The organism is Rhizobium centroccidentale (genome assembly GCF_030182565.1).
Lineage (GTDB): Bacteria > Pseudomonadota > Alphaproteobacteria > Rhizobiales > Rhizobiaceae > Rhizobium.
In genome coordinates this window covers 31,388-56,614 of sequence record NZ_JAQJCG010000031.1, presented here as the reverse complement: position 1 = coordinate 56,614, position 25,227 = coordinate 31,388, and the positions used below count along the sequence as shown (strand labels likewise).

The 25,227-nt window shown below is 60.7% G+C and carries 27 protein-coding genes and 1 pseudogene; 17 read left to right on the top strand and 11 right to left on the bottom strand.

Going from position 1 to position 25,227, the window contains the following annotated elements; genetic code table 11:
• Positions 1 to 120: 120 nt before the first annotated feature.
• Positions 121 to 684, bottom strand: a complete 564-nt coding sequence (locus tag PH562_RS28390; protein WP_285177076.1) for a methylated-DNA--[protein]-cysteine S-methyltransferase — start codon at positions 682 to 684, stop codon at positions 121 to 123.
• Positions 685 to 697: 13 nt separating this feature from the next.
• On the opposite strand from PH562_RS28390, the gene PH562_RS28385 reads away from it, so the two are divergent.
• Positions 698 to 1,012 carry a hypothetical protein gene (locus PH562_RS28385; protein ID WP_285177074.1) on the top strand — a complete coding sequence of 105 codons (315 nt, stop codon included), beginning with the start codon at positions 698 to 700 and terminating at the stop codon, positions 1,010 to 1,012.
• 159 nt (positions 1,013 to 1,171) lie between these two features.
• On the top strand, positions 1,172 to 1,783 hold the full coding sequence (locus tag PH562_RS28380; protein ID WP_285177073.1) for a 2'-5' RNA ligase family protein: 612 nt from the start codon (positions 1,172 to 1,174) through the stop codon (positions 1,781 to 1,783).
• Between the two features lie 22 nt (positions 1,784 to 1,805).
• Here PH562_RS28380 and PH562_RS28375 read toward each other — a convergent pair whose 3' ends face one another.
• Both PH562_RS28375 and PH562_RS28370 read right to left on the bottom strand, forming a co-directional pair.
• Entirely contained in the window at positions 1,806 to 3,449 is a 1,644-nt protein-coding gene (locus PH562_RS28375) for a SulP family inorganic anion transporter (protein ID WP_285177072.1), read from the bottom strand.
• A gap of 89 nt (positions 3,450 to 3,538) precedes the next feature.
• Entirely contained in the window at positions 3,539 to 4,453 is a 915-nt protein-coding gene (locus PH562_RS28370) for a LysR family transcriptional regulator (protein WP_285177071.1), read from the bottom strand.
• 57 nt (positions 4,454 to 4,510) lie between these two features.
• Here PH562_RS28370 and PH562_RS28365 point away from each other — a divergent pair, with 57 nt between their 5' ends.
• From PH562_RS28365 to PH562_RS28355, 3 genes are all read left to right on the top strand, one after another.
• Entirely contained in the window at positions 4,511 to 5,485 is a 975-nt protein-coding gene (locus tag PH562_RS28365) for a quinone oxidoreductase family protein (RefSeq protein ID WP_285177069.1), read from the top strand.
• A 266-nt stretch (positions 5,486 to 5,751) separates the two neighbouring features.
• Positions 5,752 to 6,933: an MFS transporter gene (locus PH562_RS28360; RefSeq protein WP_285177067.1), complete on the top strand. Its 1,182-nt coding sequence runs from the start codon at positions 5,752 to 5,754 to the stop codon at positions 6,931 to 6,933.
• Between the two features lie 118 nt (positions 6,934 to 7,051).
• Positions 7,052 to 8,113: a M14 family metallopeptidase gene (locus PH562_RS28355; protein ID WP_285177066.1), complete on the top strand. Its 1,062-nt coding sequence runs from the start codon at positions 7,052 to 7,054 to the stop codon at positions 8,111 to 8,113.
• Positions 8,114 to 8,119: 6 nt separating this feature from the next.
• Here PH562_RS28355 and PH562_RS28350 read toward each other — a convergent pair whose 3' ends face one another.
• Positions 8,120 to 8,281 (bottom strand): hypothetical protein, encoded by a 162-nt coding sequence (locus tag PH562_RS28350; protein ID WP_285177065.1) that lies wholly within the window; start codon positions 8,279 to 8,281, stop codon positions 8,120 to 8,122.
• Between the two features lie 122 nt (positions 8,282 to 8,403).
• Positions 8,404 to 8,925, bottom strand: a complete 522-nt coding sequence (locus PH562_RS28345; RefSeq protein WP_285177064.1) for a MarR family winged helix-turn-helix transcriptional regulator — start codon at positions 8,923 to 8,925, stop codon at positions 8,404 to 8,406.
• A gap of 154 nt (positions 8,926 to 9,079) precedes the next feature.
• Between PH562_RS28345 and PH562_RS28340 the strand changes: the two genes are divergently transcribed.
• From PH562_RS28340 to PH562_RS28325, 4 genes are all read left to right on the top strand, one after another.
• Positions 9,080 to 9,433 carry an ArsC family reductase gene (locus PH562_RS28340; RefSeq protein ID WP_285177063.1) on the top strand — a complete coding sequence of 118 codons (354 nt, stop codon included), beginning with the start codon at positions 9,080 to 9,082 and terminating at the stop codon, positions 9,431 to 9,433.
• Positions 9,434 to 9,501: 68 nt separating this feature from the next.
• Complete coding sequence (locus tag PH562_RS28335) at positions 9,502 to 9,729, top strand: toxin-antitoxin system HicB family antitoxin (protein WP_285177062.1); 228 nt, start codon at positions 9,502 to 9,504, stop codon at positions 9,727 to 9,729.
• Between the two features lie 27 nt (positions 9,730 to 9,756).
• Positions 9,757 to 10,230, top strand: coding sequence for a Cys-tRNA(Pro) deacylase (ybaK, locus tag PH562_RS28330; protein ID WP_285177061.1), 474 nt, complete (start codon positions 9,757 to 9,759; stop codon positions 10,228 to 10,230).
• Positions 10,231 to 10,323: 93 nt separating this feature from the next.
• A complete protein-coding gene (locus PH562_RS28325) occupies positions 10,324 to 11,577 on the top strand; it encodes an aminopeptidase (RefSeq protein WP_285177059.1) in 1,254 nt (417 codons plus the stop codon).
• A 73-nt stretch (positions 11,578 to 11,650) separates the two neighbouring features.
• On the opposite strand, the gene PH562_RS28320 is transcribed toward PH562_RS28325, so the two are convergent.
• Together PH562_RS28320 and xseA are read right to left on the bottom strand one after the other, a co-directional pair.
• Positions 11,651 to 12,241 carry an NAD(P)H-dependent oxidoreductase gene (locus PH562_RS28320; protein WP_285177057.1) on the bottom strand — a complete coding sequence of 197 codons (591 nt, stop codon included), beginning with the start codon at positions 12,239 to 12,241 and terminating at the stop codon, positions 11,651 to 11,653.
• Complete coding sequence (xseA, locus tag PH562_RS28315) at positions 12,241 to 13,857, bottom strand: exodeoxyribonuclease VII large subunit (RefSeq protein WP_285177055.1); 1,617 nt, start codon at positions 13,855 to 13,857, stop codon at positions 12,241 to 12,243. Before xseA ends, PH562_RS28320 begins: the two co-directional genes overlap by 1 nt.
• Positions 13,858 to 14,094: 237 nt before the next feature.
• Here xseA and PH562_RS28310 point away from each other — a divergent pair, with 237 nt between their 5' ends.
• On the top strand, positions 14,095 to 14,322 hold the full coding sequence (locus PH562_RS28310; protein WP_285177053.1) for a homogentisate export protein: 228 nt from the start codon (positions 14,095 to 14,097) through the stop codon (positions 14,320 to 14,322).
• Positions 14,323 to 14,375: 53 nt separating this feature from the next.
• Here the strand turns inward: PH562_RS28310 and PH562_RS28305 are convergent, their stop codons facing one another.
• Positions 14,376 to 16,214, bottom strand: coding sequence for a hypothetical protein (locus PH562_RS28305; RefSeq protein ID WP_285177052.1), 1,839 nt, complete (start codon positions 16,212 to 16,214; stop codon positions 14,376 to 14,378).
• Positions 16,215 to 16,451: 237 nt separating this feature from the next.
• On the opposite strand from PH562_RS28305, the gene PH562_RS28300 reads away from it, so the two are divergent.
• On the top strand, positions 16,452 to 17,465 hold the full coding sequence (locus PH562_RS28300) for a glycosyltransferase (protein WP_285177048.1): 1,014 nt from the start codon (positions 16,452 to 16,454) through the stop codon (positions 17,463 to 17,465).
• Positions 17,462 to 17,848: a GtrA family protein gene (locus PH562_RS28295; RefSeq protein ID WP_285177046.1), complete on the top strand. Its 387-nt coding sequence runs from the start codon at positions 17,462 to 17,464 to the stop codon at positions 17,846 to 17,848. Before PH562_RS28300 ends, PH562_RS28295 begins: the two co-directional genes overlap by 4 nt.
• A gap of 61 nt (positions 17,849 to 17,909) precedes the next feature.
• Here the strand turns inward: PH562_RS28295 and PH562_RS28290 are convergent, their stop codons facing one another.
• Positions 17,910 to 18,896 carry a Gfo/Idh/MocA family protein gene (locus tag PH562_RS28290; protein ID WP_285177044.1) on the bottom strand — a complete coding sequence of 329 codons (987 nt, stop codon included), beginning with the start codon at positions 18,894 to 18,896 and terminating at the stop codon, positions 17,910 to 17,912.
• Positions 18,897 to 19,210: 314 nt separating this feature from the next.
• Here PH562_RS28290 and PH562_RS28285 point away from each other — a divergent pair, with 314 nt between their 5' ends.
• The 4 genes and pseudogenes from PH562_RS28285 (at position 19,211) to PH562_RS28270 (ending at position 22,280) form a co-directional block, all read left to right on the top strand.
• Complete coding sequence (locus PH562_RS28285) at positions 19,211 to 19,780, top strand: isochorismatase family protein (protein ID WP_285177042.1); 570 nt, start codon at positions 19,211 to 19,213, stop codon at positions 19,778 to 19,780.
• Positions 19,777 to 20,775 carry a GlxA family transcriptional regulator gene (locus tag PH562_RS28280; protein WP_285177041.1) on the top strand — a complete coding sequence of 333 codons (999 nt, stop codon included), beginning with the start codon at positions 19,777 to 19,779 and terminating at the stop codon, positions 20,773 to 20,775. Before PH562_RS28285 ends, PH562_RS28280 begins: the two co-directional genes overlap by 4 nt.
• A 104-nt stretch (positions 20,776 to 20,879) precedes the next feature.
• Complete coding sequence (locus PH562_RS28275) at positions 20,880 to 21,830, top strand: aldo/keto reductase (RefSeq protein ID WP_285177040.1); 951 nt, start codon at positions 20,880 to 20,882, stop codon at positions 21,828 to 21,830.
• A gap of 13 nt (positions 21,831 to 21,843) precedes the next feature.
• Positions 21,844 to 22,280: pseudogene (locus tag PH562_RS28270) on the top strand (GNAT family N-acetyltransferase).
• On the opposite strand, the gene PH562_RS28265 reads toward PH562_RS28270, so the two are convergent.
• Both PH562_RS28265 and PH562_RS28260 read right to left on the bottom strand, forming a co-directional pair.
• Entirely contained in the window at positions 22,270 to 22,887 is a 618-nt protein-coding gene (locus PH562_RS28265) for a hypothetical protein (protein WP_285177039.1), read from the bottom strand. The pseudogene PH562_RS28270 and the gene PH562_RS28265 overlap by 11 nt on opposite strands.
• An 83-nt stretch (positions 22,888 to 22,970) precedes the next feature.
• On the bottom strand, positions 22,971 to 23,864 hold the full coding sequence (locus PH562_RS28260) for a LysR family transcriptional regulator (RefSeq protein WP_285177038.1): 894 nt from the start codon (positions 23,862 to 23,864) through the stop codon (positions 22,971 to 22,973).
• A gap of 128 nt (positions 23,865 to 23,992) precedes the next feature.
• Here PH562_RS28260 and PH562_RS28255 point away from each other — a divergent pair, with 128 nt between their 5' ends.
• Positions 23,993 to 24,988: an aldo/keto reductase gene (locus PH562_RS28255; protein WP_285177037.1), complete on the top strand. Its 996-nt coding sequence runs from the start codon at positions 23,993 to 23,995 to the stop codon at positions 24,986 to 24,988.
• The last annotated feature ends 239 nt before the right edge of the window (positions 24,989 to 25,227 follow it).

Below are 25,227 nucleotides of genomic sequence, written 5' to 3'. Positions count from 1 at the left end.
GTGTTCCAAGCCGCGTATGCCGACGCCTGCGATACGCTTCCCATCCGAGGAAATACAGCAAATTCAAGCAGAAAGCCTACCCGCGCACAGGTCTCCTAGCCGCACACCCGATCGTCTGGCTCAAAACGCCAGCGATTGCTGCACCGGTTTCGGCGGCGCCAGCTGGACACCTTCCAGCTCCAGCATGCGAGCCTTGGAGTTGGAGCCGCCCGGCGCGGAAAAGCCGCCGATCTTTCCGCCCGCGGCCAGGACGCGGTGGCAGGGGATGATCAGCGCCACCGGGTTCTTCGCCATGGCCTGCCCGACATCGCGCGCAGCTTCCGGTCCTGCGCCAAGCTGCTTGGCCAAGCTTCCATAGGTTGTCGTGTGACCCCAGCCGACCTGCCGGGCGGCATCGTAGATCTGCTTGAAGAAAGCATCCTGCTCGCCGAGGTCGAGCGCGACGTCGGAAAAGTCGATCTCCTCGCCGGCAAAATAGCGCTTCACCTTGGCGACCACGCCCGCAATCTCCGCGCTCGGCGTGCCGGGCTGCGCGTTTGGCAAACGCCGCAGAAGCAGGCGTTCTGTCGCGCCAGCATCCTTGGTCGGCAATTGAAAACGCAGCACGCCGACATCATTCCAGGCGATGCCGCAGAAGCCGCCGGCGGTTTCGAAGATCAGGTAATTCTGCCTTGTCTCGTTCATGACGAAAGCTCCCGTGTTTCCACTTGTCATGAAAATCGTCCTCGGGAGCGCCGAATTCAACCCGATTCTTGCAAAGATCGACAATTGCCACCGTTTTGACGGCGGCCGAATGGATTCAGGGCGATTGACAGAACAGGATCAATATCCGCCGCCAGTCGGAGGCGCGTCCAGCGTCATGCCGCCGCCGGAATTGTGGTCTCCCGATGTGGAGCAAGCGGAAATGCCGAGCCCTATGAGGGCGAAAATAACGGCCGCAAAGACTGATCTGGTGAACATGATCGTGGTTCCTTTGGGTGAGATTGGGCACGCAGGCCCGAACCTGGAATGAACAGATCAGGCTGTCCTTTTATTCGATCGCTTTTTGAAACGAGGGATGTCGTCACTCTTAATGTTCTTGTTTTGTTCTTGAAATCGTGGCCGTTGAGGCATATGCTTTGGAGATCGGAAAACAAAAGGAGGCAGAGCCACACCGGCTTTGAATGAAGCCATGCAGCACGCCGATCAGTTGTCATTCAATCTCGGCAAACCGCCCATTAGTCGCGCGGGCAAAAGCCCGCCAAAGCGCCGGCAAGCACTCTACTTTGCCGCTTTACCGGACCCGGAAACCGCTAAATTGACTGCTGAAATGACCGTCGGCCAAAGTCGGCGAAACGGGTTGATACGCACAGCGAGAAAGCATGATCTTTATCATGCCACCGTCTATCCCATCGACATCGTCGCTCGCTCACAGGAGGAAGCCACCTTCGCTGCGTTGGAGGCCGGCTCAACCATCTGCTTAAAATCGTTTCCCTTGATATTCGATCGGGCAGGCACATTCGGCAACGGCAACAACCGTCAATATGTGCTCTGGTGCAGGGATGGAAACGAAGGGCTAACGACACTTCGTCGGGAACTGGATGCGGCAATGCAAAGCATGGGCTTTGAAAGCAGCATATCTGGGTCGTTCCAACCCCACATGACGCTATTTTATTGCAACCACATTCTTCCCGAAGTGATTTTGGAAGCGCCGATCGCTTGGACGGTCAAAACGTTCACGCTGGTCAACAGCTTTCAAGGTGACGGCGAACATGGCCATGTCTGGCATTGGCCATTGTTCTAAATCCGGGTTCTAAGTCTGGCGCTTACGGTTTCGGAACAGCTTCAACTGTCGCCATCACAGCCGCCACGGCATCATCGACGCTGAAGCTGCACCGCTTGTCGACGTCGGCAATGCCGGCGACCGTCATGAGATCGCGAACGCGGTCATGCACCCGGGCAAACTGCAGGCGGAGGCCGGCTCGCTGCATTGCGCTGTCGAACTCCATCAAGGCGTCCATCGCCGTGCTGTCGATATCGGAGCTTTCTTCCAGGCTGAGAATGGCTGCCTGCAACCCGGCTTCACTGCGGCTGCCGGACAATATCTCGCCGAAGATCGTATCGGCATTGCCGAAAAACAGGGTTTCGCCGGGGCGCCAGATGACAATGCCCGGTATCTCGGCGGCATCGTCATGCCTGCTGACATCGACGAAGTCATGGCTGTTGTTGAGCCGTCCCAGACGGGCAATATACGGGGATGCCAAGCGATGCATCATGGCGGCAAGCGAGAGCGCGATCGCCAGCAGCATGCCATTGAGGACGCCGAAGGCGAGCACACCGACGGCGGCACCCACTGCCACGTAGAAATCACGATGCAGGCGGCGCAGCCGCAGGATGGGACTGGGGTCAAGCGCATGGGTCAGAGCCGCGATCACGACGGCGGCCAGCACCGGTTCCGGCAGAAGCGCCACCAGCGGTCCGGCACAGGCAATCAGGATCGCCAGGCCGATTGCAGCGAAAACGGTCGTCGCCCGCGTCTTAGCTCCCGCCGCCTCGCTGGCGAAGCCGGCGGAAAAACCTGCGCCAACCGGCATGCCCTGAACGACGGCGCTGGCGAGATTGGCAGCGCCCAGCGCACCAAGCTCGCGATTGACCTCCAGCGTCTCGCCATACCGAAGTGCTAAGGCCCGCATCGTTCCCCAGGACTCGGCAAAGAGGATAAGGACCAGCGGCACGGTGAACTGCACCAGCCGCGAATAGGCGGCCCAACCGGCATCCGGCAGCGACGGCCATTGCGGCAGGATCTCAATGGGGCCGACCAGCTTGACGCCATGGCCTTCCAGGCCGAACAGATAGGAGGCGAAGATGCCTGCGGCGAGCACGAGGAAAGCGCCGGGAATGCCCGGCAATCGCTTCAAGAGCAGCAATGCCGCCAGCGCGACGATGCCGACGGCGACGCTAATCGGATTCCACTGGAGGATAGCGCCGAAGAGTGCGGCGGCGTAGGTCAGGATATTCGAGCCCTGCACGGGCACGCCGACGAGGATCGGCAGCTGATGCAGGATGATGGTGATCGCCAGCCCGAGCGCGAAGCCGCGCAGGACGGGCCGCGAGATGAAACCGGTGATGCCGCCAAGGCGCAAGGTACCGGCGATGACGAAGAGAATGCCGGCGAGCGCCACGGCAACCGTCGCAAGAGCCGCCTTGACCGTGGCATCACCCGGCACCACCGCCAAGGTGGCGGCCAGAATGGCGGCGGACGAGGATGTGGGAGAAACGATGGCAAAGCGGCTGCGGCCGAATATGGCATAGACGAGACATCCGGCGATGCCGGCGAGGATCGCACGATGCGGCGGCAGGCCGGCGATGCCGGCGTAAGCGACCGCTTCCGGTAGCATCAGTCCGGCAACCGAGATGCCGGCGACCAGATCCGCCCTGTCTACCACGAACCAACTGCCCAGCTTCGTCATCGATCACCGACCGTAAGTGTGGCCCATCCATCCATGGATAGAGATTCGCCCTAGGGCCGCAACAGAAAAATGCGAGTTGGAATTTGGGCTTATGCGGCGCTATCCACGGCGCCCCGTAACGGGCAGCTTTGACCGACGACATCCGCAACGAAGTCCATAACCGCCCGGATGGCCGGCGAGCGGCGCAGATCGGGATAGGTGACGAGCCAGAGGTCGCGCGTCGGCGACCGGATCTCCGTCGGCAGGCGCACCAATCCTGCCTCGCGATCGCCCAGAAATCTCGGAAGCGCCACGACTCCAAGTCCGGCACGAGCGGCCTCAAGCTGACCGAAAACATCCGTGGCACGGAAGACGATCGGACGGCCATTCAGCAGATTGCGAAGCCAGGTCTGCTGGGTCAGATGCTCCATCACCGCATCATAGCCGATGAACACCCAGTCCTTCTCGGGTGTCTGCGCCACGGACGGGATTGCATAGAGACCGAAGCGCATGGCGCCGATACGCCGTACCAAGAGATCGCTTTCCTCCGGCCTGGTCATGCGCACGGCGATATCCGCCTCGCCGTAATTGAGCGCGACGCTGCGTGCAATGCCGACAATGGTCAGCGTGATGTTCGGATGATGGGTATGAAACAGCGCGGCTTTCGGTGCCAGGAGATGGGCGGCGATCGATGGCGGTGCGCTGACCTTGACTGCAGCGGAAACCCCGGACACCGCACTTTTCGAATAACGTCTGATCGCCTCGACATTTTCCTCCATACTGGCCACCAGTTCCGCGATGGCGCGGCCATCAGCTGTCAAGGGCGAGGTGCGTGGCCGCCGATCGATGAGACGAAGATCGAGCGCGCGCTCCAACGCCGCAATGCGCCTGCCGACCGTTGCGTGGTCGACACCCAACTCGCGCGCCGCCGCAGAGAGGGAGCCGGTTCGAGCGAGAGCGGCGAAATGGTGAAGGTCCTGCCAGTCGATCATCGGTGCATTATTGCACAGATATGGTGAGTTCATACCGAATTTATTCCCATGCCGATTTGTGATCAAAAATCGCCCGAAAGGAGATTTTCCATGCCCCTAGCAATCGCCATTACCAGCCCCGGCGGTCCCGAAGCCCTGAAAGCCGTCGATCTGCCCGCTATCGAACCCGGCCCCGGCCAGGCACGAATCCGCCAAAGCGTCTCCGGCGTCAACTTCGTCGACATCTATGTCCGTTCCGGGCTTTACCCGCTGCAACCCGGTCACAATGTGCTCGGTTTCGAGGGCGCAGGCATTATCGAAGCGCTTGGCGCCAATGTCGGCGAGTTGAAGGTGGGCGACCGCGTTGCCTATATCGGCCATCCGATCGGCAGCTATGCCGAGGTGCGCACGTTGCCTGCCGGCCGCCTGGTGAAATTACCCGATGGTGTTAGCGAGCGGGTTGCCGGCAGCACGATGCTGCGCGGACTGACGGCGCAGATGGTGCTGCAAAAGACCTATCCCGTGAAGGCGGGCGAGTGGGTGCTGGTGCATGCGGGAGCCGGCGGGCTCGGCCAGCTCGTCACGCGTCTTGCCAAGAAGATCGGCGCGAACGTCATCGCTACCGTGGGTTCCGAAGCCAAGGTCGGCATCGCCCATGAAGCGGGCGCGGACGCGGTTCTCCTGCATACATCGGCGGATTGGGTCGAGGAAACGCGCCGCATCGCCGGTGGCCGTGGCGTGCATCTTGCCGTCGACGGGATCGGCGGCACCATGTTGTCGCAGACGCTTGCTGCGGTGCGCCCCTTCGGCATGGTCGCCAGCCTCGGACAGGTCGCCGGCCCCATTCCGCCGATCAAGATGGAGGAATTGTCAGGACCTCGCGCCATCGGTCTTTCACGGCCAAGCGTATTGGCTTACGCCAACGATCCCGAACTCTATCGTCAAGGCTCCATGGCGCTTATGGCGGCGCTGAAGGCCGGGCTCGTCAACCCGATCGGCGCGGAATACGAGCTGAAGGATGCCGCCAGAGCCCATGCAGACCTCGAAGCGGGACGAACGACGGCCAGCGTCATACTGACGATGTGATGCCTTTTGCCCATTCTCCCTTCGGGGAGAATGGGTTGCGGCAAAGGCACACCCCACGGACGATCCCCACGCACAATCAATTCATCCCGTCAATGGCTTTTGCTGCAAGGCAGCAATTCGTTGACCTTGCCTGCTTTCCCCGATAGCCATACCCTATGGCGACGCGCGGCTGTCAGGCCTTCGCCGTCACTGCTATCCGATACGAATCCCGCTCCTTCGTGGCAAACAGCATGGACACCGCTGCCGGTGCCCGCAGGCGATATCCCGTGAACACTGCTTCCCAGACCATCCGGTCCACTTCGACACTGTCCCTCATCTCGATTGTCGCGCTGACATTCTTCGGCTACCTTGCCATCGGATTGCCGCTTGCGGTTCTGCCGACCTATGTCGACAGCAGCCTCGGCTTCGGCGTCGTATGGGCCGGCATCGCCGTCAGCACGCAATATGTGGCGACCATCGTCAGCCGCGCCCATGTCGGCCGGCTCTGCGATCAATACGGGCCACGCCGTTCGGTCTTCCTGGGCTTCCTGGCCTATGGTCTGTCGGGCGCACTCACCATCGCTTCCACTTTTGCGATCCAAGTCCCGGCAGCGAGCCTTGCTCTTCTGCTTGCGGGCCGGCTGGCGCTCGGCATCGGCGAGAGCTGGGTGAGTACGGCGGCGATCACCTGGGCGATCGGCCTGATGGGGTCACGTGAAACCGTCCGCATCATCTCCTGGAACGGCATCGCCACCTACGGCGGCATTGCCCTCGCCGCCCCCTTCGGCGCCTGGCTGCAGGGGCAATATGGCTTCTTCGCCATCGGCGTCGTCACCATCATCCTTGCGGTTGCCGGCTTCATGCTAGCGCAAACGCGGCCGCCGGTGCCGGGCGTCAAGGAAAAGGGCATCGGCACGGGCCAGGTGCTGAGCCGCGTTGCACCATACGGCATCGCGCTCGCGCTTGCCTCCAGCGGCTTCGGCGTTGTCATGGCCTTCGTCGCGCTATTCTTCCATAGCCGCGGCTGGGAAGGCGCATCCTTTGCGCTCAGCGCTTTCGGCCTTGCTTTCATGGGTGTGCGACTGGGTCTTGCGCAGGCAGTCGCACGCTTCGGCGGCCTGCCGCTGGTGCGCATTTCGCTCGTTATCGAGATCATCGGCCTGGCGGCGCTTGCCTTTGTGCCATCTCCCACCGTTGCCATCATCGGCGCGGCGCTGGCCGGCGTCGGTTTCGCGGCGGTTTTCCCCGCGCTTGGCAACGAAGCCATGGAGCGCATCCCGCCGCAGAACCGCGGTGTCGCGCTCGGGCTCTATTCGATCTTTCTCGACGTGTCGCTTGGGAGCACCGGCCCGATCGCCGGCCTCTTTGCTGATCATTTCGGCTATGCCGCCCCCTTCTCCTTCGGCGTCGGTGCGGTGCTGCTCAGCCTGATCCTGAGCTTCTGCCTGCGCAGGAATAGCGGCCGCTGAAAGCCGTTTTGGCGCTATTTGTCCCCGGTTCTGATTTTGGCATGTGGCGACAAACGGTTGCAGTCTGCCGTTAAGGCTTGATATGGGTCTCTGACTATCATCAGCAGGAGGCCCGCCCATGAACGTCACCGAAATCGTCATCGAAGGCGACACTCCGGGGATCGCCTGGCGGCTGCCCGTCCTGCATTTTGCCGGCAACGGTGCCGACGCGCCGAAGATCTACATCCAGGCTGCATTGCATGCGGGCGAACTGCCGGGCACGGCGCTCGTGCATTTCCTTTGCGAGCGGCTTCGGAAAGCGGAAGTCGATGGGTCCATTCTGAGCGATATCATCGTCGTGCCGCATGCCAATCCGATCGGCGCAGCACAATCGCATTTCGGCGAGATGCAGGGCCGTTTCGACCTGGGCTCGCGCACCAATTTCAACCGCGACTTTCCGCTGGTCTCGCTTCGCGACCGTGATCTCCTCATCGAAAATCTGGAACGCTACCCCGCCGTCGACCGGCTGAAGCGCCAGCTGATCCATATAGCGCTCGGTGCCGATCTGGTGATCGACCTCCATTGCGATGACGAATCCCTGCAATATGCCTATATCGACGAGGCATTCTGGCCCGAAGCCGCCGATCTTGCCGCGGCACTCAAGATGGACGCCGTGCTGCTGTCGGATGGCGAAAGCTCGGCCTTCGAGGAGGCCGTCAGCTTCGCCTGGAAATACGAAGTGCCGGGCGAAAAGAAGGCAAGACTGCCGGGCAAGCTTTCAGTCACGGTGGAATTGCGAGGCACCCGCGATGTCTATCCCGAGATGGCAAAGAACGATGCCGAAGGGCTCTGGCGCTTCCTGGCCGCGCGCGGCGCGGTACAGGACGACAGCGTCGCGCCCGGCACCTTTAGCGGACCGGCCGTGCCGCTCGACAATGTCGAGATGATCCGTGCGCCGCAGGCGGGCACAGTGCTCTTCCATCGCAATATCGGCGAACGGGTGGAGGAAGGCGATCTGCTGGCGACCATCATCACCGCCCCGGGCATGCCGGACGGCGCCATCGATATCCGCGCGCCGCAGGCAGGTCTGATCGTCACCCGCGTATCGGACCGGCTGGTGCGCCGGCGCGGCGATCTTATGAAGATCGGTTCGGACAGAGCAAGCTCCGTTGCCCGCAAGCCGGGAACACTCGAGGATTGATTTCCTTTAGCGGCGATCGATCACCTTGCAGCGCATGGTGAAGGCGATCGCCGCTGATTCCCTGAGAAGAATGCCGAAGCGGCCAATGTGATATAGCGTGCTTGCAAGAGCAGCACGATAGATACCTATTAGCCGGGTAAGAGTTGAACGATTTTCCATCACGATCATGCCTCCGATCGAATTGATGCAGGCAATGCTCAGATCATCGAAGGCAGCAACTATCATCCTTCGAAATATATGTATGTAGTGTGCATATATATGATGAAGATGTCAAGACCTCTATCCCGGGCCTATGCCATGAAGGCAATCGGGCAGCGATCCTGGTCGCAGGCGCCCTGATCGCAAACGCGGCAGACCACGTCTTGGTCATCGCCGAGATCGACCAAGGCCGGTAGCAGCTTTTCGACCAAGCGGCCAAACTGCCCCCTCTCCTCTGGGCCTAACACGTCAAAAGCCCGATGGATGACGGCCCGGCGGGCGGAGAGGCTTCTGTCAAAGAGCAGGCGGCCGTTCTCCGTCAATTGCAGTGCGCGGGCACGCTTGTCACCCTCGACGCCGCCGGCCCGCAGCACGAGACCCGACGCCACCAGTTGGTCGACAAGGCGCACCGTGGCGGAATGGGAAAGTGCGATCATTCGGCGTAGGGTCTCGATCGTCAGCCCCGGTTCGGTCCCGATTTGAACGATTGCGGCCGTCGCGCTTGGACCAAGGCCGGTTTCATCGACAAAGGCCTTTTCCATCTTATCCACCAGAGCAAGACTCATGGCGCCAAAGAGGTTTTCCAGCCGCAATATTTCCTTGTCCGTCGCCATGCTCCAACCCGCGTCATAAATATGCATGCTGCATATTTATGCGATTATTGCTGGCAACTGCAACGGGCGAGAGAACCGCTTCCCCATTCGAGCGGCTTTCATCCGCCTTTATTCGCATGCTATGCGCTATCCGACAGCAAAAGACGGATTCGCCATGACGATTACGATTTACGGCATCAAGAACTGCGACACGATGAAGAAGGCCCGCACCTGGCTCGAAAGCCATGGCATTGCCTATGATTTCCACGACTACAAGGCCGTCGGCATTGATCGGGATCATCTGGAGCGCTGGACGAAGGAAGCCGGTTGGGAAGTCGTGCTCAACCGCGCCGGCACCACCTTCAAGGCGCTGCCGGAAGCGGAACGCACCGATCTTTCGAAGGACAAGGCCATTCAGCTGATGATGGCGCAGCCTTCAATGATCAAGCGTCCGGTGCTGGAGGCTGACGGCAAATTGCTGATCGGCTTCAAGCCGGATATTTATGCGGCTGCATTCGGCAAAGCATAATCGCCCCTCGTTTCCGCAGCTGGAAGTTCATACAGCAGGTGAGTTCCTTATTCGGAGGAAGCTTTGACATGAGCACGCTGACAATTCGCCTTCCAAACGATCAGCACGAACGGCTGAAGGCTCTCGCCGCCTCCCGAGGGACAAGTCTCAATAGGCTTTTCGAAGAACTGACCACAAGAGCGCTCACGGAATTCGATGCCGAGACGCGGTTTCGGCTCAGGGCAGCCAAGGGCGACAGAACTCGCGGTTTGGACATTCTCGAAAAGCTCGATCGCGCTCATTCCCAACGCACTTAAAGCCGTACGACTGGAAATATTATCCTCATGTCGAAAACCACCCGCGCCACGCAAGTGCTGACCCAGGCGAAGGTCGCCTTCACCGTGCATGCCTATGATTACGACCCGAATGCGGAGCGTGTCGGCCTGCAGGCCGCAGAGGCCTTGGGCGAAGAGCCCCATCGCGTGCTGAAGACGCTGATGGCGGAGGTGGATGGCAAGCCGGTCTGTGCCGTCGTGCCCTCTGATCACGAAGTCAGCATGAAGAAGCTCGCCGCGGCTTTCGGCGGCAAATCTGCTGCCATGATGAAGCCTGCCGATGCCGAGCGCCTGACGGGCTATCATGTCGGCGGCATCAGCCCCTTCGGCCAGAAAAAGATCGTTCCGACGGCGATCGAGGCGCAGGCGATGACCGAGGCTTATGTCTATATCAATGGCGGCCAGCGTGGGCTGCAAGTGCGCCTTAGCCCTCAGGATGCCTTGGCTGCTCTCAAAGCCAAAGCTGCGCCGCTGATTGCCTGACGATCTGCAAGATCGGACAAAGCGCCTTCAATTTCGCCGCAAACCGGTCTAAGTCTTCAGACCATCTTCGATATCAGCCAAGCAGGTTTTGTCATGACGTCAGCCATCCCCAACCATCATCCCGTCGATCACGCCAAGCTGGAAAAGCTTGCGGAAGTAGCCGTAAGGGTCGGGTTGCAGTTGCAGGCCGGCCAGGATCTGCTGATAACAGCGCCGGTGGCGGCGATGCCGCTGGTGCGGCTGATCACGCGCGAAGCCTACAAGGCCGGCGCCGGCCTCGTCTCGACCTTCTATTCCGACGAAGAGACGACGCTCGCCCGCTACGAATACGGCCAGGATGCGAGCTTCGACCGCGCCGCTACATGGCTCTATGAGGGCATGGCCAAGGCCTTCTCGAACAACACGGCGCGCCTCGCCATTTCCGGCGACAACCCGATGCTGCTGTCCAACCAAGACCCCAACAAGGTCGCGCGCGCCAACCGCGCCAATTCTGCCGCCTATAAGCCGGCGCTCGAAAAGATCTCTAATTTCGACACCAACTGGAACATCGTCTCCTACCCGAACCCCTCCTGGGCAAAACTCGTCTTCCCGAACGACCCGGAAGCGATCGCGGTTGCCAAGCTCGCCAAGGCGATCTTCTCGGCTTCGCGCGTCGATGTCGAAGATCCGATCGCGGCCTGGGCCGAGCACAATGCCAATCTGCATAAGCGCTCGGCCTGGATGAACGGCCAGCGTTTTTCCGCTCTGCATTTCCAGGGGCCGGGCACGGACCTAACCGTGGGCTTGGCGGATGGCCATGAATGGCATGGTGGCGCTTCCACCGCCAAGAACGGCATCACCTGCAACCCGAACATTCCGACGGAAGAGGTCTTCACCACGCCGCATGCGCTGCGCGTCGAAGGCCATGTTTCCTCCACCAAGCCGCTGTCGCATCAGGGCACCCTCATCGACAATATCCAGGTACGCTTCGAAGGCGGCCGGATCATCGAGGCCAAGGCAACGCGCGGCGAGGAAGTGCTGAACAAGGTGCTCGACACCGACGAAGGCGCTCGCCGGCTCGGCGAAGTGGCGCTGGTGCCGCATTCCTCGCCGATATCGGCAAGCGGTATCCTGTTCTACAACACGCTCTTCGACGAAAATGCCTCCTGCCACATCGCGCTCGGCCAGTGCTATTCCAAGTGCTTCATCGATGGCGCCACGCTCAGCCAGGAACAGATCAAGGCGCAGGGCGGCAATTCCAGCCTGATCCATATCGACTGGATGATCGGCTCCGACAAGGTCGATATCGACGGTATCAATGCCGATGGCTCGCGCGTGCCGGTTATGCGCAAGGGCGAGTGGGCATAACCAAGTTCAGATATTCGAATGCGATCATGCCGCGGTATCTCTGCCGCGGCATATTTTTTCGGAAATCGTGAGATCAAATCGTCGACAGCGCTCGCCTGACGCGTTCGAGATGCGCCTTGCGTCCGGCTTCGGTCACACGGTCCATGTCGTGGAGCGCCAGCATGCGAAAATTCAGCCGCTTGGCGCAGAAGGCGGCGATGCCGCGCTTCAATAGGCGCCGCACCGGATTGCCCATGTAGAGATGCACGATCCACCAAGGCGAGCCGGTCGTCGTCAGCGCCCAGAACAGGCGGATATTGGTGAGCTTCGGCACGATACGCCCGCCGGCGGCATCGTGGGTGAAGGCGACACCAGGCGCAAAGGCGCGATCGAAGAAGCCCTTGAGGATCGCCGGAAAATTGAACCACCATTGCGGAAAGACGAGGATCAGTCCCTCCGCCTGACGCAGCCGTGCGACGATGACATCGACGCCGGAGGTATCGTAGGGCTGGTCGAAATAGCCGCGCCGCTCGGCTTCGGACAGACGCGGATCGAAGCCCTCGCGATAGAGATCGAGCAGATCGACGTTGTGCCCATCGGCGACGAGCGTTTCCTGCGCGAGCTTGGCCACGCCGGCGGCAAAACTGTCTTCCAGCGGATGGGCCAGCACCAGCAGGATGCGCATCAGAAGAGGCTTCCCTGCTTCGGTGGAGCGGCAGGCTCTGCCGGTTTGGTGACACGCTTCTTGGAAAGGGCAGTGCCTGACGGCGGAGGGGATGAAGACGGTGGGGAGGCATCATCGCCGGTCACGGCCCCGATGCGGCCGTCCGCAAACTCGATCGAGATCGCGGCACCCGTCGAAAGGGCTGCCGCCAGCGAAACCGGGCGGTCATCCTCGTCGCGCACAACGGCATAGCCGCGTTTCAGAACATTCTTGTAGGAGAGCGACTGCAGAATGCGCTCCTGCGCCGTAAGCTCGCTGCGGGCGCGGGTCAGCTGATGGCGGATGGCCGTATCGGCGTGACGGACAAGATTGCCGAGGCGGTCGCGCGCGCGGCCAGTCTGCGCTTCGAGACGCGACGGCAGCGTTGCGAAGACGGCATCAGCCCGTTCGATGCGGGCGCGGGACCGGTCGAGCATGCGCTCGATGGTCCGCTCGGCGCGGGTCATCCGTTCGCCCAATTGCTGGCGGCGCTCGGCGATCCGGTTCGACAGGATATCCGGCCGCAGCTGCGACGCCGTGCGCTCGAAGGAGCGTCGCTTGTTCAGCGTGTTCAGCTCCAATCCACGGCCAAGGCCGGCGGCGGCTTCATCGAAGCGGCGACGCGGCAGAGCCAGGATCTGGTCGAGCGAAGGCAGCGCGCGCAGCAGCGCCCGAACAGCTTGTCGGCGTTGATCCATCTGCCTGCTTACCCCGCCCTGCAGCCGGGCAGCGAGGCTTGCAAGCTGCGCTTCCAGCTCAGCCTTCACCGGCACGGCCATTTCCGCCGCACCCGTTGGCGTCGGAGCGCGCACGTCGGCGGCGTAGTCGATCAAGGTCCAATCGGTCTCGTGGCCGACGGCCGAGATCAGAGGGATATCGCTGGCGGCAGCGGCGCGGACGACAGCCTCATCGTTGAAACTCCAGAGATCCTCGAGACTGCCGCCGCCGCGCGCGACAATCAGCACGTCTGGACGCGGAATCGGGCCGCCGGGCGCAAATTCGTTGAAGCCGCGAATGGCGTTCGCCACTTCGTCGCCGGAGCCTTCGCCCTGCACCTTCACCGGCCAGACCAGCACATGCACGGGGAAACGATCGGAGATGCGATGCAGGATATCGCGGATGACGGCGCCGGTCGGCGAGGTGACCACGCCAATCACCTTGGGCATGAAGGGCAGCCTGCGCTTGCGCTCGGGGTCGAACAGACCTTCGGCACCGAGCTTGCGCTTGCGTTCCTCCAGCAGCGCCATCAGGGCACCGGCACCGGCGGGCTCCAAGGTTTCGATGACGATCTGATATTTCGACGAGCCAGGGAAAGTCGTCACCTTGCCTGTTGCAATGACTTCCATGCCCTCTTCAGGGCGGAATTTCAGCTTGGAAAATGTGCCTTTCCAGATCACCGCATCGATACGCGCGCGATCATCCTTCAGCGAAAAATAGGCATGGCCCGAGGAATGCGGTCCGCGATAGCCGGAGATTTCCCCGCGCACGCGCACCTGGTCGAACGCATTCTCGACCGTGCGCTTGATCGATCCGGATAGTTCCGAGACGGAGTATTCCGCCAGGTTCGAAGGCGAATCATTCTCAAAAAAGCTGCTCATGTCCTCCTTCTACCCGATGTCGCGGCAAATGCGGAGCCTGCTGCATACCGCTTAAGTCTGAATCGATCGAAAGACGGGATTGTGTGCATAGTTGAGGTGCTTCCGCCTCCTTGCATGTCTCACAAAGGTCGCGGAGCCTATTGCTTCATCAAGCGTTAACCCTGCTGACAAAGGCTTTCTTAGCCATCCGTGCGTAAACCTGTGCAAACTGATTCTTAGTAAAGAGGACATGGAGCGATGATATTCGCGACCGCCACGATCATCGGAATAGCCGCCGGCCTGCAGCGCTCGACGATCGGCGCGCTGCTCGGCGCGGCACTCGTGAGCATCGCTTTCATGGCCGCCGTCGCCACATCGATCGTTCCGCCGCCGCTGACGACGCTGTTCATCGCGCTTGGCGGCTACAATCTCGGCTTCATCGGCTATCTCGTCACCATCGACATGGTGGAACATCGCCGCGCCTAAAAGCAACGTCAGGAGCGGCTCAAAGAATCCAGGAGGAGCTGAAGCGCTCCAACTCAATTCTGTGGCTTGAACCGAAAGAACTGCACATCCGATGCCGTCGACGCTGCAATGGGCTCCAGATAAACGGGTACACGCCCGGCGCTGAGCTGCGCATAAAGTCCTTTGGGCGCCCGCTCACTCATGATTTCCACCTGCGGATCATCCTTGCAGAAGGCGACAATCGTCACCTTTGCCTCCCGCAGAAGCGCCTCTGCGCGTTGCGGGTCCGCAAGGCCGATATGCAGCTCGGCCAGCATCCCGTCGGGATCGCGATGATAGGGACCGGAAAGGGTGCGGTGCGGCGTGAAGCGCAAAATCGGCGCGCCCATATTTGAGGCGGCCGCGACGACCGCAGGCTCAAGCGTCCCAATCGGTGCCAAGGCCTCCCTGGAGGCGCAATTGGCAGTCTCCTCCGCTTTGGCCGGGGTCGCGACGGTAAATCCGTTGAGGATCCCCTTGCTTGCAAGCGCACCGCCCACAGCCCAAACAGGCGGAACGGAAGCCAATATTGTCACTGCATAAAGCAGAACGGAACGAAGGTTTCTGGTATCGGCCATATAGTCCTTGCGCAGCTCGGCGATCGCCAATGCCAATGGCGGTATGGCCAAAAGGTTGGCAAATTCTGCGCCGCGCACCTGCACCAGCGTAATCATCCAATTGATCGCAATCAGAACCATCAGCATCGCATGGAGGCTGGCGCGATTGCCCCGCAGGATACGAACCGCGCAGATGAGCATCGCCAGGAGGCCTGTCGCATAGAAGGCGCCAAGCGTATCGGGCTGCCTGTGAGCGACGGAAAAGATCGATTGTGCCTCGGTCACTCTGCTGAGCCACAGATCAACCAGCAAGGGGTCCAAATCGGCAAGCGGATTGCGCAGGCATTGCGGCGCAAGTGCTGCAGTCGTCGCAAACACGAATGCACCGTTGACCGCGAGAATTGCAATGCGCCAGGGCCGGGAGAGACGGCTGGCAAAGACAGACGACAGGAGAAGCCCGACGCAGCCGGCGCTGGTGATGCCATAAAAGCCCAGCGAAAGATTGTCGCACGTGACCATGGAATAGAAGCGCGGCGGCACCAGCGAAAAGAAGGCAGCGCTGACGGCAACCGTCAGCGTCAGGGCAAAGACTTTCGCGGCAGGTGCGAAGACTTCGCCTTTCCAGGCCCACAAACAGGCAACCGACATGCAGGCGACGGCAACAAAGGGCGTCGTCTCCGCCCCGATACTGAGCTGGATGGCAAGCGCAACGGCGGCGATCGCAAAGCTGCGAGGCCTGTAGGTTTCGTCGACCAACATGGCGACGGCAAGGGCGACGAGGCCAAGCTGAACATTGTCGTGATCAATGGATCCCGGCACGAAACGCGGCGAAAGCAGCACGAAGAACGCTGTCAGGATCAATGAAAAATGCATGCCTTGCGGACCGGCAATGCGGCGGCCTGCAAGGCCCATGAAGACCATCAGCGGCAGGATAAGCATCAGCGGCCAGACGGTCAGTGCCGCCGCCTCGGCGCCTTCGGGTGAAAAGAACATCCGGAAGAAGAGGATGAGGCTTGCGATGGGCAGATCGATGAAGCGCGACCAATGCATGAGTGTGCCGCCTTCGAGGCCGAGACGATACTGCATCATGTCGAACCAGCCCTGGCCGGCGAGAAAATCGCGCACTTCGACGAGACGCATGGCGTCGTCGTTATCCGGCCCGACATAGTCTGCGAGGTTGCGATGAATGATGAGCTGCGCGACGATGACGACGACGGCATAGACGAACGCAACGAGGGCAGGATGAGACCAGCGTAGCGGCGCTTTCTTCTCTGCCATTCCGGCTGCCTCGGTCGGCAATGCCAGCGTCTGCGCCATCTCGATAGACCTCATGTTGGAAGGATAGTCGGTGATACGCTAACGGCTGCCGATCAAAAAAAAGTAAAGCCGATGCCTTCAGTCGCTTTCATCACGAGAATGTTTTTCGCAACGCCGGTATCCCGCCTTTTTTATTAGGCAGCCATAGGGTCTTATTAACAGCCAACGGGATAAGCTCTCGTCCGGATCGTCAATCGGGCCTCAACTTGACTTCACGCGCAGCAACCGGCCAAGACCATGTGGAATGAGAAGCTGAACATCGCCGTCCTCCTGCCCTGCTACAATGAAGCCGCAACGATCGGCGAGGTCGTGCGAGGTTTCCGCAAGGCGCTGCCGCAGGCCGCGATCTATGTCTACGACAATAATTCGACCGACGGCACCGCGCTGCATGCCATGCTTGCTGGCGCGACCGTCGTGCGCGAGCGTCGGCAAGGCAAGGGACATGTGGTGCGCCGCATGTTCGCCGATATCGAAGCCGACATCTACCTGATGGCCGATGGCGACGGCACCTACGCTCCCGAAGACGGAGAAGAGCTAATCCGCACGTTGCTGACGGAAGGATCCGACATGGTGGTCGGCACCCGCCGCAATGTTCGCAACGATGCAGGCCGGCAGGGCCATGCCTTCGGCAATCGCATCTTCAATTGGCTCTATCGCACCATCTTCGGCGCCGATTTCACCGATATATTTTCCGGCTATCGTTGCTTCTCGCGCCGCTTCGTCAAGAGCTTCCCTGCCGTGTCGGGCGGTTTCGAGATCGAGACGGAAATGTCGGTGCATGCCTCCAGGCTGAAGCTGCCCGTCAGCGAGCTGGAACTTGATTATGGACGGCGGCCGGAAGGCTCGCATTCGAAGCTTTCCACCTTCCGCGACGGTGGCAAGATCCTCTGGATGTTCGCCATGCTGATGAAGGAAACCCGGCCTTTCGCCTTCTTCGGCATCCTGAGCGCCGTTGCCATGGAGCTCAGCATTGGTTTCTCCATTCCGGTCTTCATCGAGTATTTCGAAACCGGGCTGGTAACGCGCATGCCGACCTGGGTGCTTTCCGTAGCGTTGACGATGATCGCCTTCATGCTATTCACGGCCGGTATCATCCTCGATTCCGTGGCGCGCGCCCGCGCCGAACAGTTGCGCATCCACTATATGAGCTTGGCCAAGCCGTCGTCGCGCGAGGTCGGCGATGACCGCAAGGTCTACATGGCTGCGCTTGATAAGCCGACAAGCCGGAAGAAAAGGGCAAAGGCTGCATGAAGAAGCTTTTTCGCTTCCTGATTGCTGGCGGTGTCGGCTTCGTGGTCGATGCCGGCGTGCTGCATCTCCTGCTCTGGTTCACGCCTTTCGGCCCCTTCGTCGGCCGCGCCATCTCGATCCCGAGCGCGCTGCTTGCCACGTGGATACTCAACCGCAACTTCACTTTCGGCCGATCCGACCGCTCGCTTGCGGCGGAGGGCTTTCGCTACGGTTCGGTCGGCTTGACCTCGGCCGTGCTGAACTATGCCCTCTTCAGCTCGCTGCTGATGACCGAACCGTCATTGCGGCCAATCATCGCGCTGACGCTTGCATCGGCGGCGGCGACTGCGTTCAGCTTCTTCGGCTATTCGCGCTTCGTCTTCCGCCACCGGCAAAATCCCTGAAGCAATCCAGGAAAAGCGTGCAGCGGTTTTCCTGGAATTGCGTCAGAAAATAAGGAAACCCTCAGACCGGTTCCCAGCTGTCCTTCTCGCTGGCGCGGTAGATGGCGTCGATGACCTTCTGGTTGAGCTTCGAACTTTCCAGCGACACGACCTCTGCGCCTTGACCGAGCGCGGCTGAGGCGAAAGCTTCCGCCTCGCGCTTGTACTGGCGGCTGTCGGGGAAGCGGAAAATCTGCGATTCCGAATGGCCGCGATTGGTCAGTTCCAGCTCTTCAGCACCATATCGATCGGCATTGAAGGGCGACTTCACCTCGATGAAACCTTCCGTGCCATGGAAGACCATGACCTGGCGGTTGGCCATTTGCGTCGAGATGTAGAAGGTCAGTTCGAAGTCGCCGAAGTCTGCCTTGACGCTGGAGTAGATGTCGGTGCCGAATTCCGGGTCGCGCTCAGTGACAGCCTGAATGCGCTGCGGCTCGCGGCCGGTGACGAAGCGGGTGCTGATCGTCGGATAGACACCGATATCTGGCAGACCGCCGCCGCCAAGCGCGGGAATATTGCGCATGTTGCCGGCATCGCGGTTGAAATAGGTGAAGGCGCCCTGGATGTGGCGCAGGCGACCGATGGCGCCATCGGCCAGCAGCGAGCGAACCTTGCGCCAGACCGGCGCATAGGTGACCATATAGGCTTCCGTTACCAGAACCTTGTTGCGGTCGCGCGCAGCGATCAGGCTGTCGATCTCATCCGCCTTGAGCGCGATCGGCTTTTCGCAGAGCACATGCTTGCCGGCATCGGCAGCCTTGATCGTCCATTCGACGTGTTGCGAGGTCGGCAGCGGAATATAGACAGCATCGATCGTGTCGGAGGCGAGCATCTCCTCATAGGAGCCGAAGGCATGCGGCACGGAGAAGCGGTCGGCCATCTGCCGAGCACGGGCGAGATCGCGGCTGGCGACCGCCGTTACAACACAGTTTTCCGCATCCTGAATGGCGGGCACCACCAGATCGCGGCCGATTTTGGCCGTCGACAGAATTCCGAAGCGCAGCATGATCTCTCTCCTAAAGCATTGTCCCGAAACAGACGGCCGCATGGCGATGATCGCAACATGGCCTTTCTGGCGGGATCCTGGTGAACACGGTGGGTAAAGCGAAACAGGGCATTCCGCTCTGGACGAAACCGACGCCAACTTATTCGGCCCTTGCCGAAGGCGCAACGCCCGAGACGGCCCGCAGGCGCGAACCCGAGGGCATAAGGATCATCACGCTATGTCCGTATTTGTCCTCTTTCTGTCTGTCAGATGGCTTTCGAAGGTTTCAAGTGCCCCCTAATCTCGGCTATCCTTCAAGCACAGGAGATACGAAAATGTCCCATGCGGATACCGCACTGCTCGTCATCGACGTCCAGGAATCCTTTCGCCAGCGCCCCTATTGGCGAACGGACGATCTGCAAGCTTTCACCAGCCGCCTGCAGGCGCTGATCGACGGCGCCAAGGCGAAAGGCATTACCGTCGTCCAGATTTTTCATGTCGAGGACAACGACGCGCATTTCAGCCTCAAGAGCGGCTTCGTTCGCAAGCTCGATGAGATCTCGCTGGAGGCCGATGCCGTCTTCCACAAACGCCGCCATTCGGCGCTGGTCGGCTCTGGCCTCGACGTCTGGCTGGTGGCAAACGGCATCCGCAAGGTGATCGTTTCGGGTATCCGTACCGAGCAATGCTGCGAAACGACGACCCGGCACGCCTCCGATCTCGGCTATGAGGTCGATTATGTCACCGAGGCGACGCTGACCTTCCCGATGACGCATGCCTCGGGCACGGTCTTTAGCGTCGATGATATCAAGAAGCGGAGCGAGCTCGTGCTATCAGGCCGTTTCGCCCGTATCGCAACGGTCGAAGAGGCGCTGGCCGACGCATCGATCCGGAGTGCCGCATGACCCAAAGCGGCCGGCGCCTCCATCGGCGGATCATTCCCGTCTACGTGCTTCTGCCGCCCTATACGCTGCTGATGGACGTGGCGGGGCCTGTGGAGGTGTTGCGTCGCGCCAATATCGAACAGGACGAGATCCTGTTCGATTATCAGTTCATCGCTGCCCAGCCGTTGCAGACGACTTCGGTTGGGCTGACGCTTGCCGATCTCAGGCCGTTGCCGGATCACATTCCCGATGGCGCCTATGTCATCCTGTCCGGCAGCGTCACGCCGCCCGACGATGCCGAAGATATCGAACCGGAGATTGCCACGCTTGCAGCATGGCTGAGAGGTGCGATCCGGCCGGGCATCACCCTCGTCACCATCTGCTCGGGTGCCGTGCTCGCAGCCCGCGCCGGACTGATGGATGGCTATGCCTGCACCAGCCACGCCGCCTGCCTCGACGAAATCACGCACTATGCGCCGACGGCCAGGGTTCTCGACAACCGGCTCTACGTCGAAGACCGCGATCGATATTCGAGTGCCGGCATCACGACAGGCACCGACCTGATGCTGCACCTCGCCTCCAAACTGACCTCGCCGGTGACGGCGCTGACCATTGCCCGGCACATGGTGGTCTATATGCGCAGGACCGGCGCTGAGCCGCAGCTGTCGCCCTGGCTCAGCGGCCGCAACCACGTCCACCCCGCCATCCATCGCGTTCAGGATGCGATCATGGCCGATCCTGCCCGTGGCTGGTCGCTTTCCGAACTTGCCGGCATCGGCGCAATGAGCGCACGGCATATTTCGAGGCTGTTTCAGGAACATGCCGGCCTGTCGGTGACGGCCTATGTCAACCTCATGCGCGTCACGCTGGCGCGCGACGTGCTTGCCAATTCGCGGCTGGATATGGAGCGCGTGGCGGAAAAATCCGGCTTCGCCTCGCCGCGGCATATGCGACGCGTCTGGTCGAAATATAACGCACTGCCGCCCAGCCACTATCGGCGCTCGACGACGGAATAAAGAAATTGTGTGTGGTCTTCGCCGCGAAAGGCCGATAGCCTGCCTTGTCCCTTCCTCCGGCGTCCGCTCGCCGGTTTACCTTTCAGATGACCTGGAGAAATAGCATGGACACGCGCAAGCTTGGACGAACCGATCTGTTTGTCGCCCCCATCGTTTTCGGCGGCAATGTCTTCGGCTGGACGGCCGATGAGAAAACCTCCTACGCACTGCTCGACGCCTTCTTCGATGCCGGCTTCAACACGATCGACACGGCCGATGTCTATTCCCGCTGGGTTCCCGGCAACAGGGGCGGCGATTCCGAGGAGATCATCGGCAAGTGGCTGAAGCAGGGCCGCGTTTCACGCGACAAGGCCATCATCATCACCAAGGTGGGATCGGAGATGGGACCGGGCAAGAAAGGCCTCAAGGCCGGCTACATCATCGAGGCGGCCGAGGCTTCGCTGAAGCGGCTGCAGACCGATCACATCGACCTTTATCTGTCGCACTGGCCAGACCCCGAGACGCCGCATGAGGAATCGCTCGCCGCCTATGCCAAGCTGAAGGAACAGGGCAAGATCCGCCATGTCGGCTGCTCAAACCTCGATGCGACGCAGCTCCAGGCTTCGCTCGATGCTGCGGCAAAGGCTGGCCTGCCGCGCTACGACGTGCTGCAGCCCGAATATAACCTCTATGCCCGCGACAGCTTCGAAGGGCCGCTTGCGGATCTCTGCGTCAAGGAAGACATCGGCGTCATCACCTATTTCAGCCTCGCCGCCGGCTTCCTGACCGGCAAATACCGCACCAAGGCCGATACGGAAGGACGGGCGCGCGAGAACCGGGTTGCGGCCTATCTCGACGACAAAGGCCTACGCATCCTCGCGGCGCTCGACAAGGTCGCGGCCGAAACCGGCGCGAAGCCCGCCGAGATCGCGCTTGCCTGGCTCTTGCGCAAACGCGGCGTCACCGCCCCGATCGCCAGCGCGACCAGCCTCAGCCAGCTTGACGCACTCATCAATTCGGCAAAGCTTTCGCTTTCCGATGACGCCATGCGCCTGCTCGATGCAGCCGGCGAATAAAAGAGGCAACCCGATGACCGTGACGATCCGAGACGCCAGACCCGACGATGAAGCGCGCTGGCGCGCGCTATGGGATGGCTATCTGGCCTTCTACGGCGTCACCGTCGCGCCTGATATCACCGATGCGACCTGGCGCCGGGTTTTCGATCCGGCGTCGGCGATCTTCATGCGCGTCGCCGAGGTCGATGGCGAGGTGAAGGCTTCACCCTCAGCCTCACGCATGAGGGCACATGGGTGCGTGCACCCGACTGCTATCTCGAAGACCTGTTCGTCGATGAAAGCGCCCGCGGCGTCGGCCGAGCGCTGCTCGATGATCTCGTTGAGATCTGCAAGAAGAACGGCTGGGCTCGCCTTTACTGGCATACGGAAGAAGGCAACGCGACCGCCCGCAAGCTCTATGACAGCTACGTCAAGAGCGACGGGCATATTCGCTACCGCATCAGCTTTTGAGTTTCGGAAAGCCCTCATAATGGGCGGAATGATCCCCCTCCCAGTTGGCCATGCCGGGCTTGGTCAGCATGCCACGCGGGCTGACATAGCTCTGGATGGTCCGCATCGGTCGCTCGTGCCATTGGATGTTGAAGGCCCATAGCTTCGGGAAGAAGCAGAGCGAGGCATAGGGCAGATGGTCGTGGATCCACCAGGCGAGCTTCTGCCAATCGCCCTCATGGCTGTGATGATCGATCAGCCAAGGCACGACGATGCAGACGGCAGCTCCCATGCAACCGTCGAGATCGCGCATATCCCATATGTGGTGCGCGGCGGTGTGGGGATTGGTCGAGCAGTTCAGCCCATTCTTGTTGCCGAAGGCGTTGACCTCGGGCGAGCGATAGCCGGAACGGATATGTAGCCGGCCAAATGTCGCCTCCAGCGGCTCCAGCAATTCCTCACAGAGCCTGCGTCCCGTCTCGATCGCCAGATCCGGGTCTTCCGGAATATTGGGTATGCGATAGAAATCAGCAATTTCCGAATGCAGGAAATCACGAAAGAAGAAGTTCTTCGACAGCCTGACGCGACCGAGCTCCTCAAGCCCTTTCATCGATCCCGGTTTTCTCATCGCTGCTATCCCTTCCTGAAACCATTCGATCAGTCGAGACGACTTATCGCATCACCGCCACCCGATTTTTGTCAGCAGCCATGTCAGGGTCCGGTATATTTGAAGAAATCGATGAAGGCTCTAAGCGCCGGGCGCATCTGGCGGCGGCTTGGATAATAGATACAGAAGCCGGGATAGGGCGGGCACCAATCCTCGAGTACGCGGATGAGCTTGCCTTCGGCCAGCTCCTGCTGCACGCGGATATCGAAGAGATAGGCAAGGCCGGCACCGTTGACGGCCGCCAAAACGCCGAGCCGATCCTCGATGACGATCAGGGGGCCATCGACGGCAACGACCAGTTCGCGGCCATCCTTCTCGAACTCCCAGCGATAGATCGAGCCATCGGTAAATCGCCGCTTGATGCAGCGGTGATGAACGAGGTCGCGGGGATGCAGCGGCTTCGGATGCTTCTCGAAATAGGCCGGCGACCCGGCGATGACGGTGCGAATGTCGGGACAGATCTTCACCGCAATCATGTCCCCCTCGATACTCTCCTCCAGCCGGATGCCGGCATCATAGCCGTCCTTGACGATGTCGCTGAAGCCATCCTCATTGGCGATTTCGAGCGTGATATCGGGATAGGTATTGAGGAAATCGCCGATGCGTGGCGCCATCAGCAGATCGGAGGCAAAACGCGGCGCTGTGATGCGGAGATTGCCGGCCGGGCGGCCGCGGGTCGCAAGCGTATCCTCCAATGCGATATCGATTTCCTCCAGGGCCGGCGCCAGCCGTTGCAATAGCGCCTGGCCCTCCTCGGTCGGAAGCACGCTGCGCGTGGTGCGGGCGAGCAGCCGCACACCGAGGCTTTCCTCCAGGCTGGAGACGGCGTGGCTGACCGCCGATGGCGCGATCGACAATTCCTTGCCGGCAGCGCGAAAGCTGCGATGAGCGGCGACGGCGGCAAAAACCGCGAGCTGAGAAAGTTGTGTTCTGTTCATTGATCTAAATTATAGAACAACCTGTAAGGATTTGCATGGATTTTCATTCATTGTCCGGAACCTTATTTTGAGCATGCCGGCAGCGGAAATGACCGCCGCCGCTTCCATAAGCTTAAAAGGAATAGATCATGAAAACCCGCAGGCTTGGTAAGGATCTCACTGTTTCCGCCGTTGGACTCGGCTGCATGGGCATGAGCTTCGCCTATGGCCCGACGGACGAGGACGAATCCGTCAAAACGCTGCATCGCGCCGTCGATCTCGGCGTCACCTTTTTCGATACGGCCGAAACCTACGGCCCCTTCACCAACGAGGAATTGCTCGGCCGGGCACTAAAGCCCGTGCGCGACCGCGTTGTCATCGCCACCAAATTCGGTTTCAAGCTCGATCACACGAAATCCGGCCTTGCCGCCATGATCGGCGTCGATAGCCGGCCCGAGCATGTCAAGGAAGTCGCCGAAGCCTCCCTCAAACGGCTTGGCACCGATGTCATCGACCTCTACTACCAGCATCGCGTCGATCCGAATGTGCCGATCGAAGACACGGTCGGCGCCATGGCCGAGCTGGTGCGGGAGGGCAAGGTGCGGGCGCTCGGCCTTTCTGAAGCAGGCTCCGCAACGATCCGCCGCGCCCATGCTGTACATCCGATCGCCGCCGTGCAGAGCGAATATTCACTCTGGAGTCGTGAGCCGGAAGAAGACGTGCTTGCCACCTGCCGTGAACTCGGCATCGGCTTCGTGCCCTACAGCCCGCTCGGCCGCGGCTTCCTGACCGGAGCGATCCACAAGACGGAGGATCTCGCCGACGACGATTTCCGCCGTTCGCTGCCGCGCTTCCAGAGCGAGAATTTCGATGCCAACGCGGCTCTGGTCGCAAAGCTTCAAGCTCTTGCCGAAGAAAAGGGTGTCACGGCAGCACAACTGGCGCTCGCATGGGTGCTACATCAGGGCGACGATATCGTGCCGATCCCCGGCGCTCGCAAGCTGCACCATCTCGAGCAGAACGCTGCAGCTGCCGATATCGTCCTTTCGGCACGGGAGCTGAAGGAACTCGGCGATATCATCAAGCCCGAGATCGTCGTCGGAAAGCGGTATATGGATGCCGCATTGGCCCTGACAAATATATGACAAACGGGCTTCCTCTGCAGCCCAGACAGAGACACCGGCCATCAAGGCCGGTGTCATTTTGAGACTGAAAAGAAAAATGAAGCCTGGCCGATGCTTGGCCGAACATGCAAATCGCCTGATTTATAGCCTCTTTCAAGCCTCTAGCCAAATCGTCATAAACGTGAAGCGCACACAACAGCTCGACGCTCGGTTGACAAACGGGTCCGAAATTTGAAGATTGCCGCCATCAAAAACGGGCA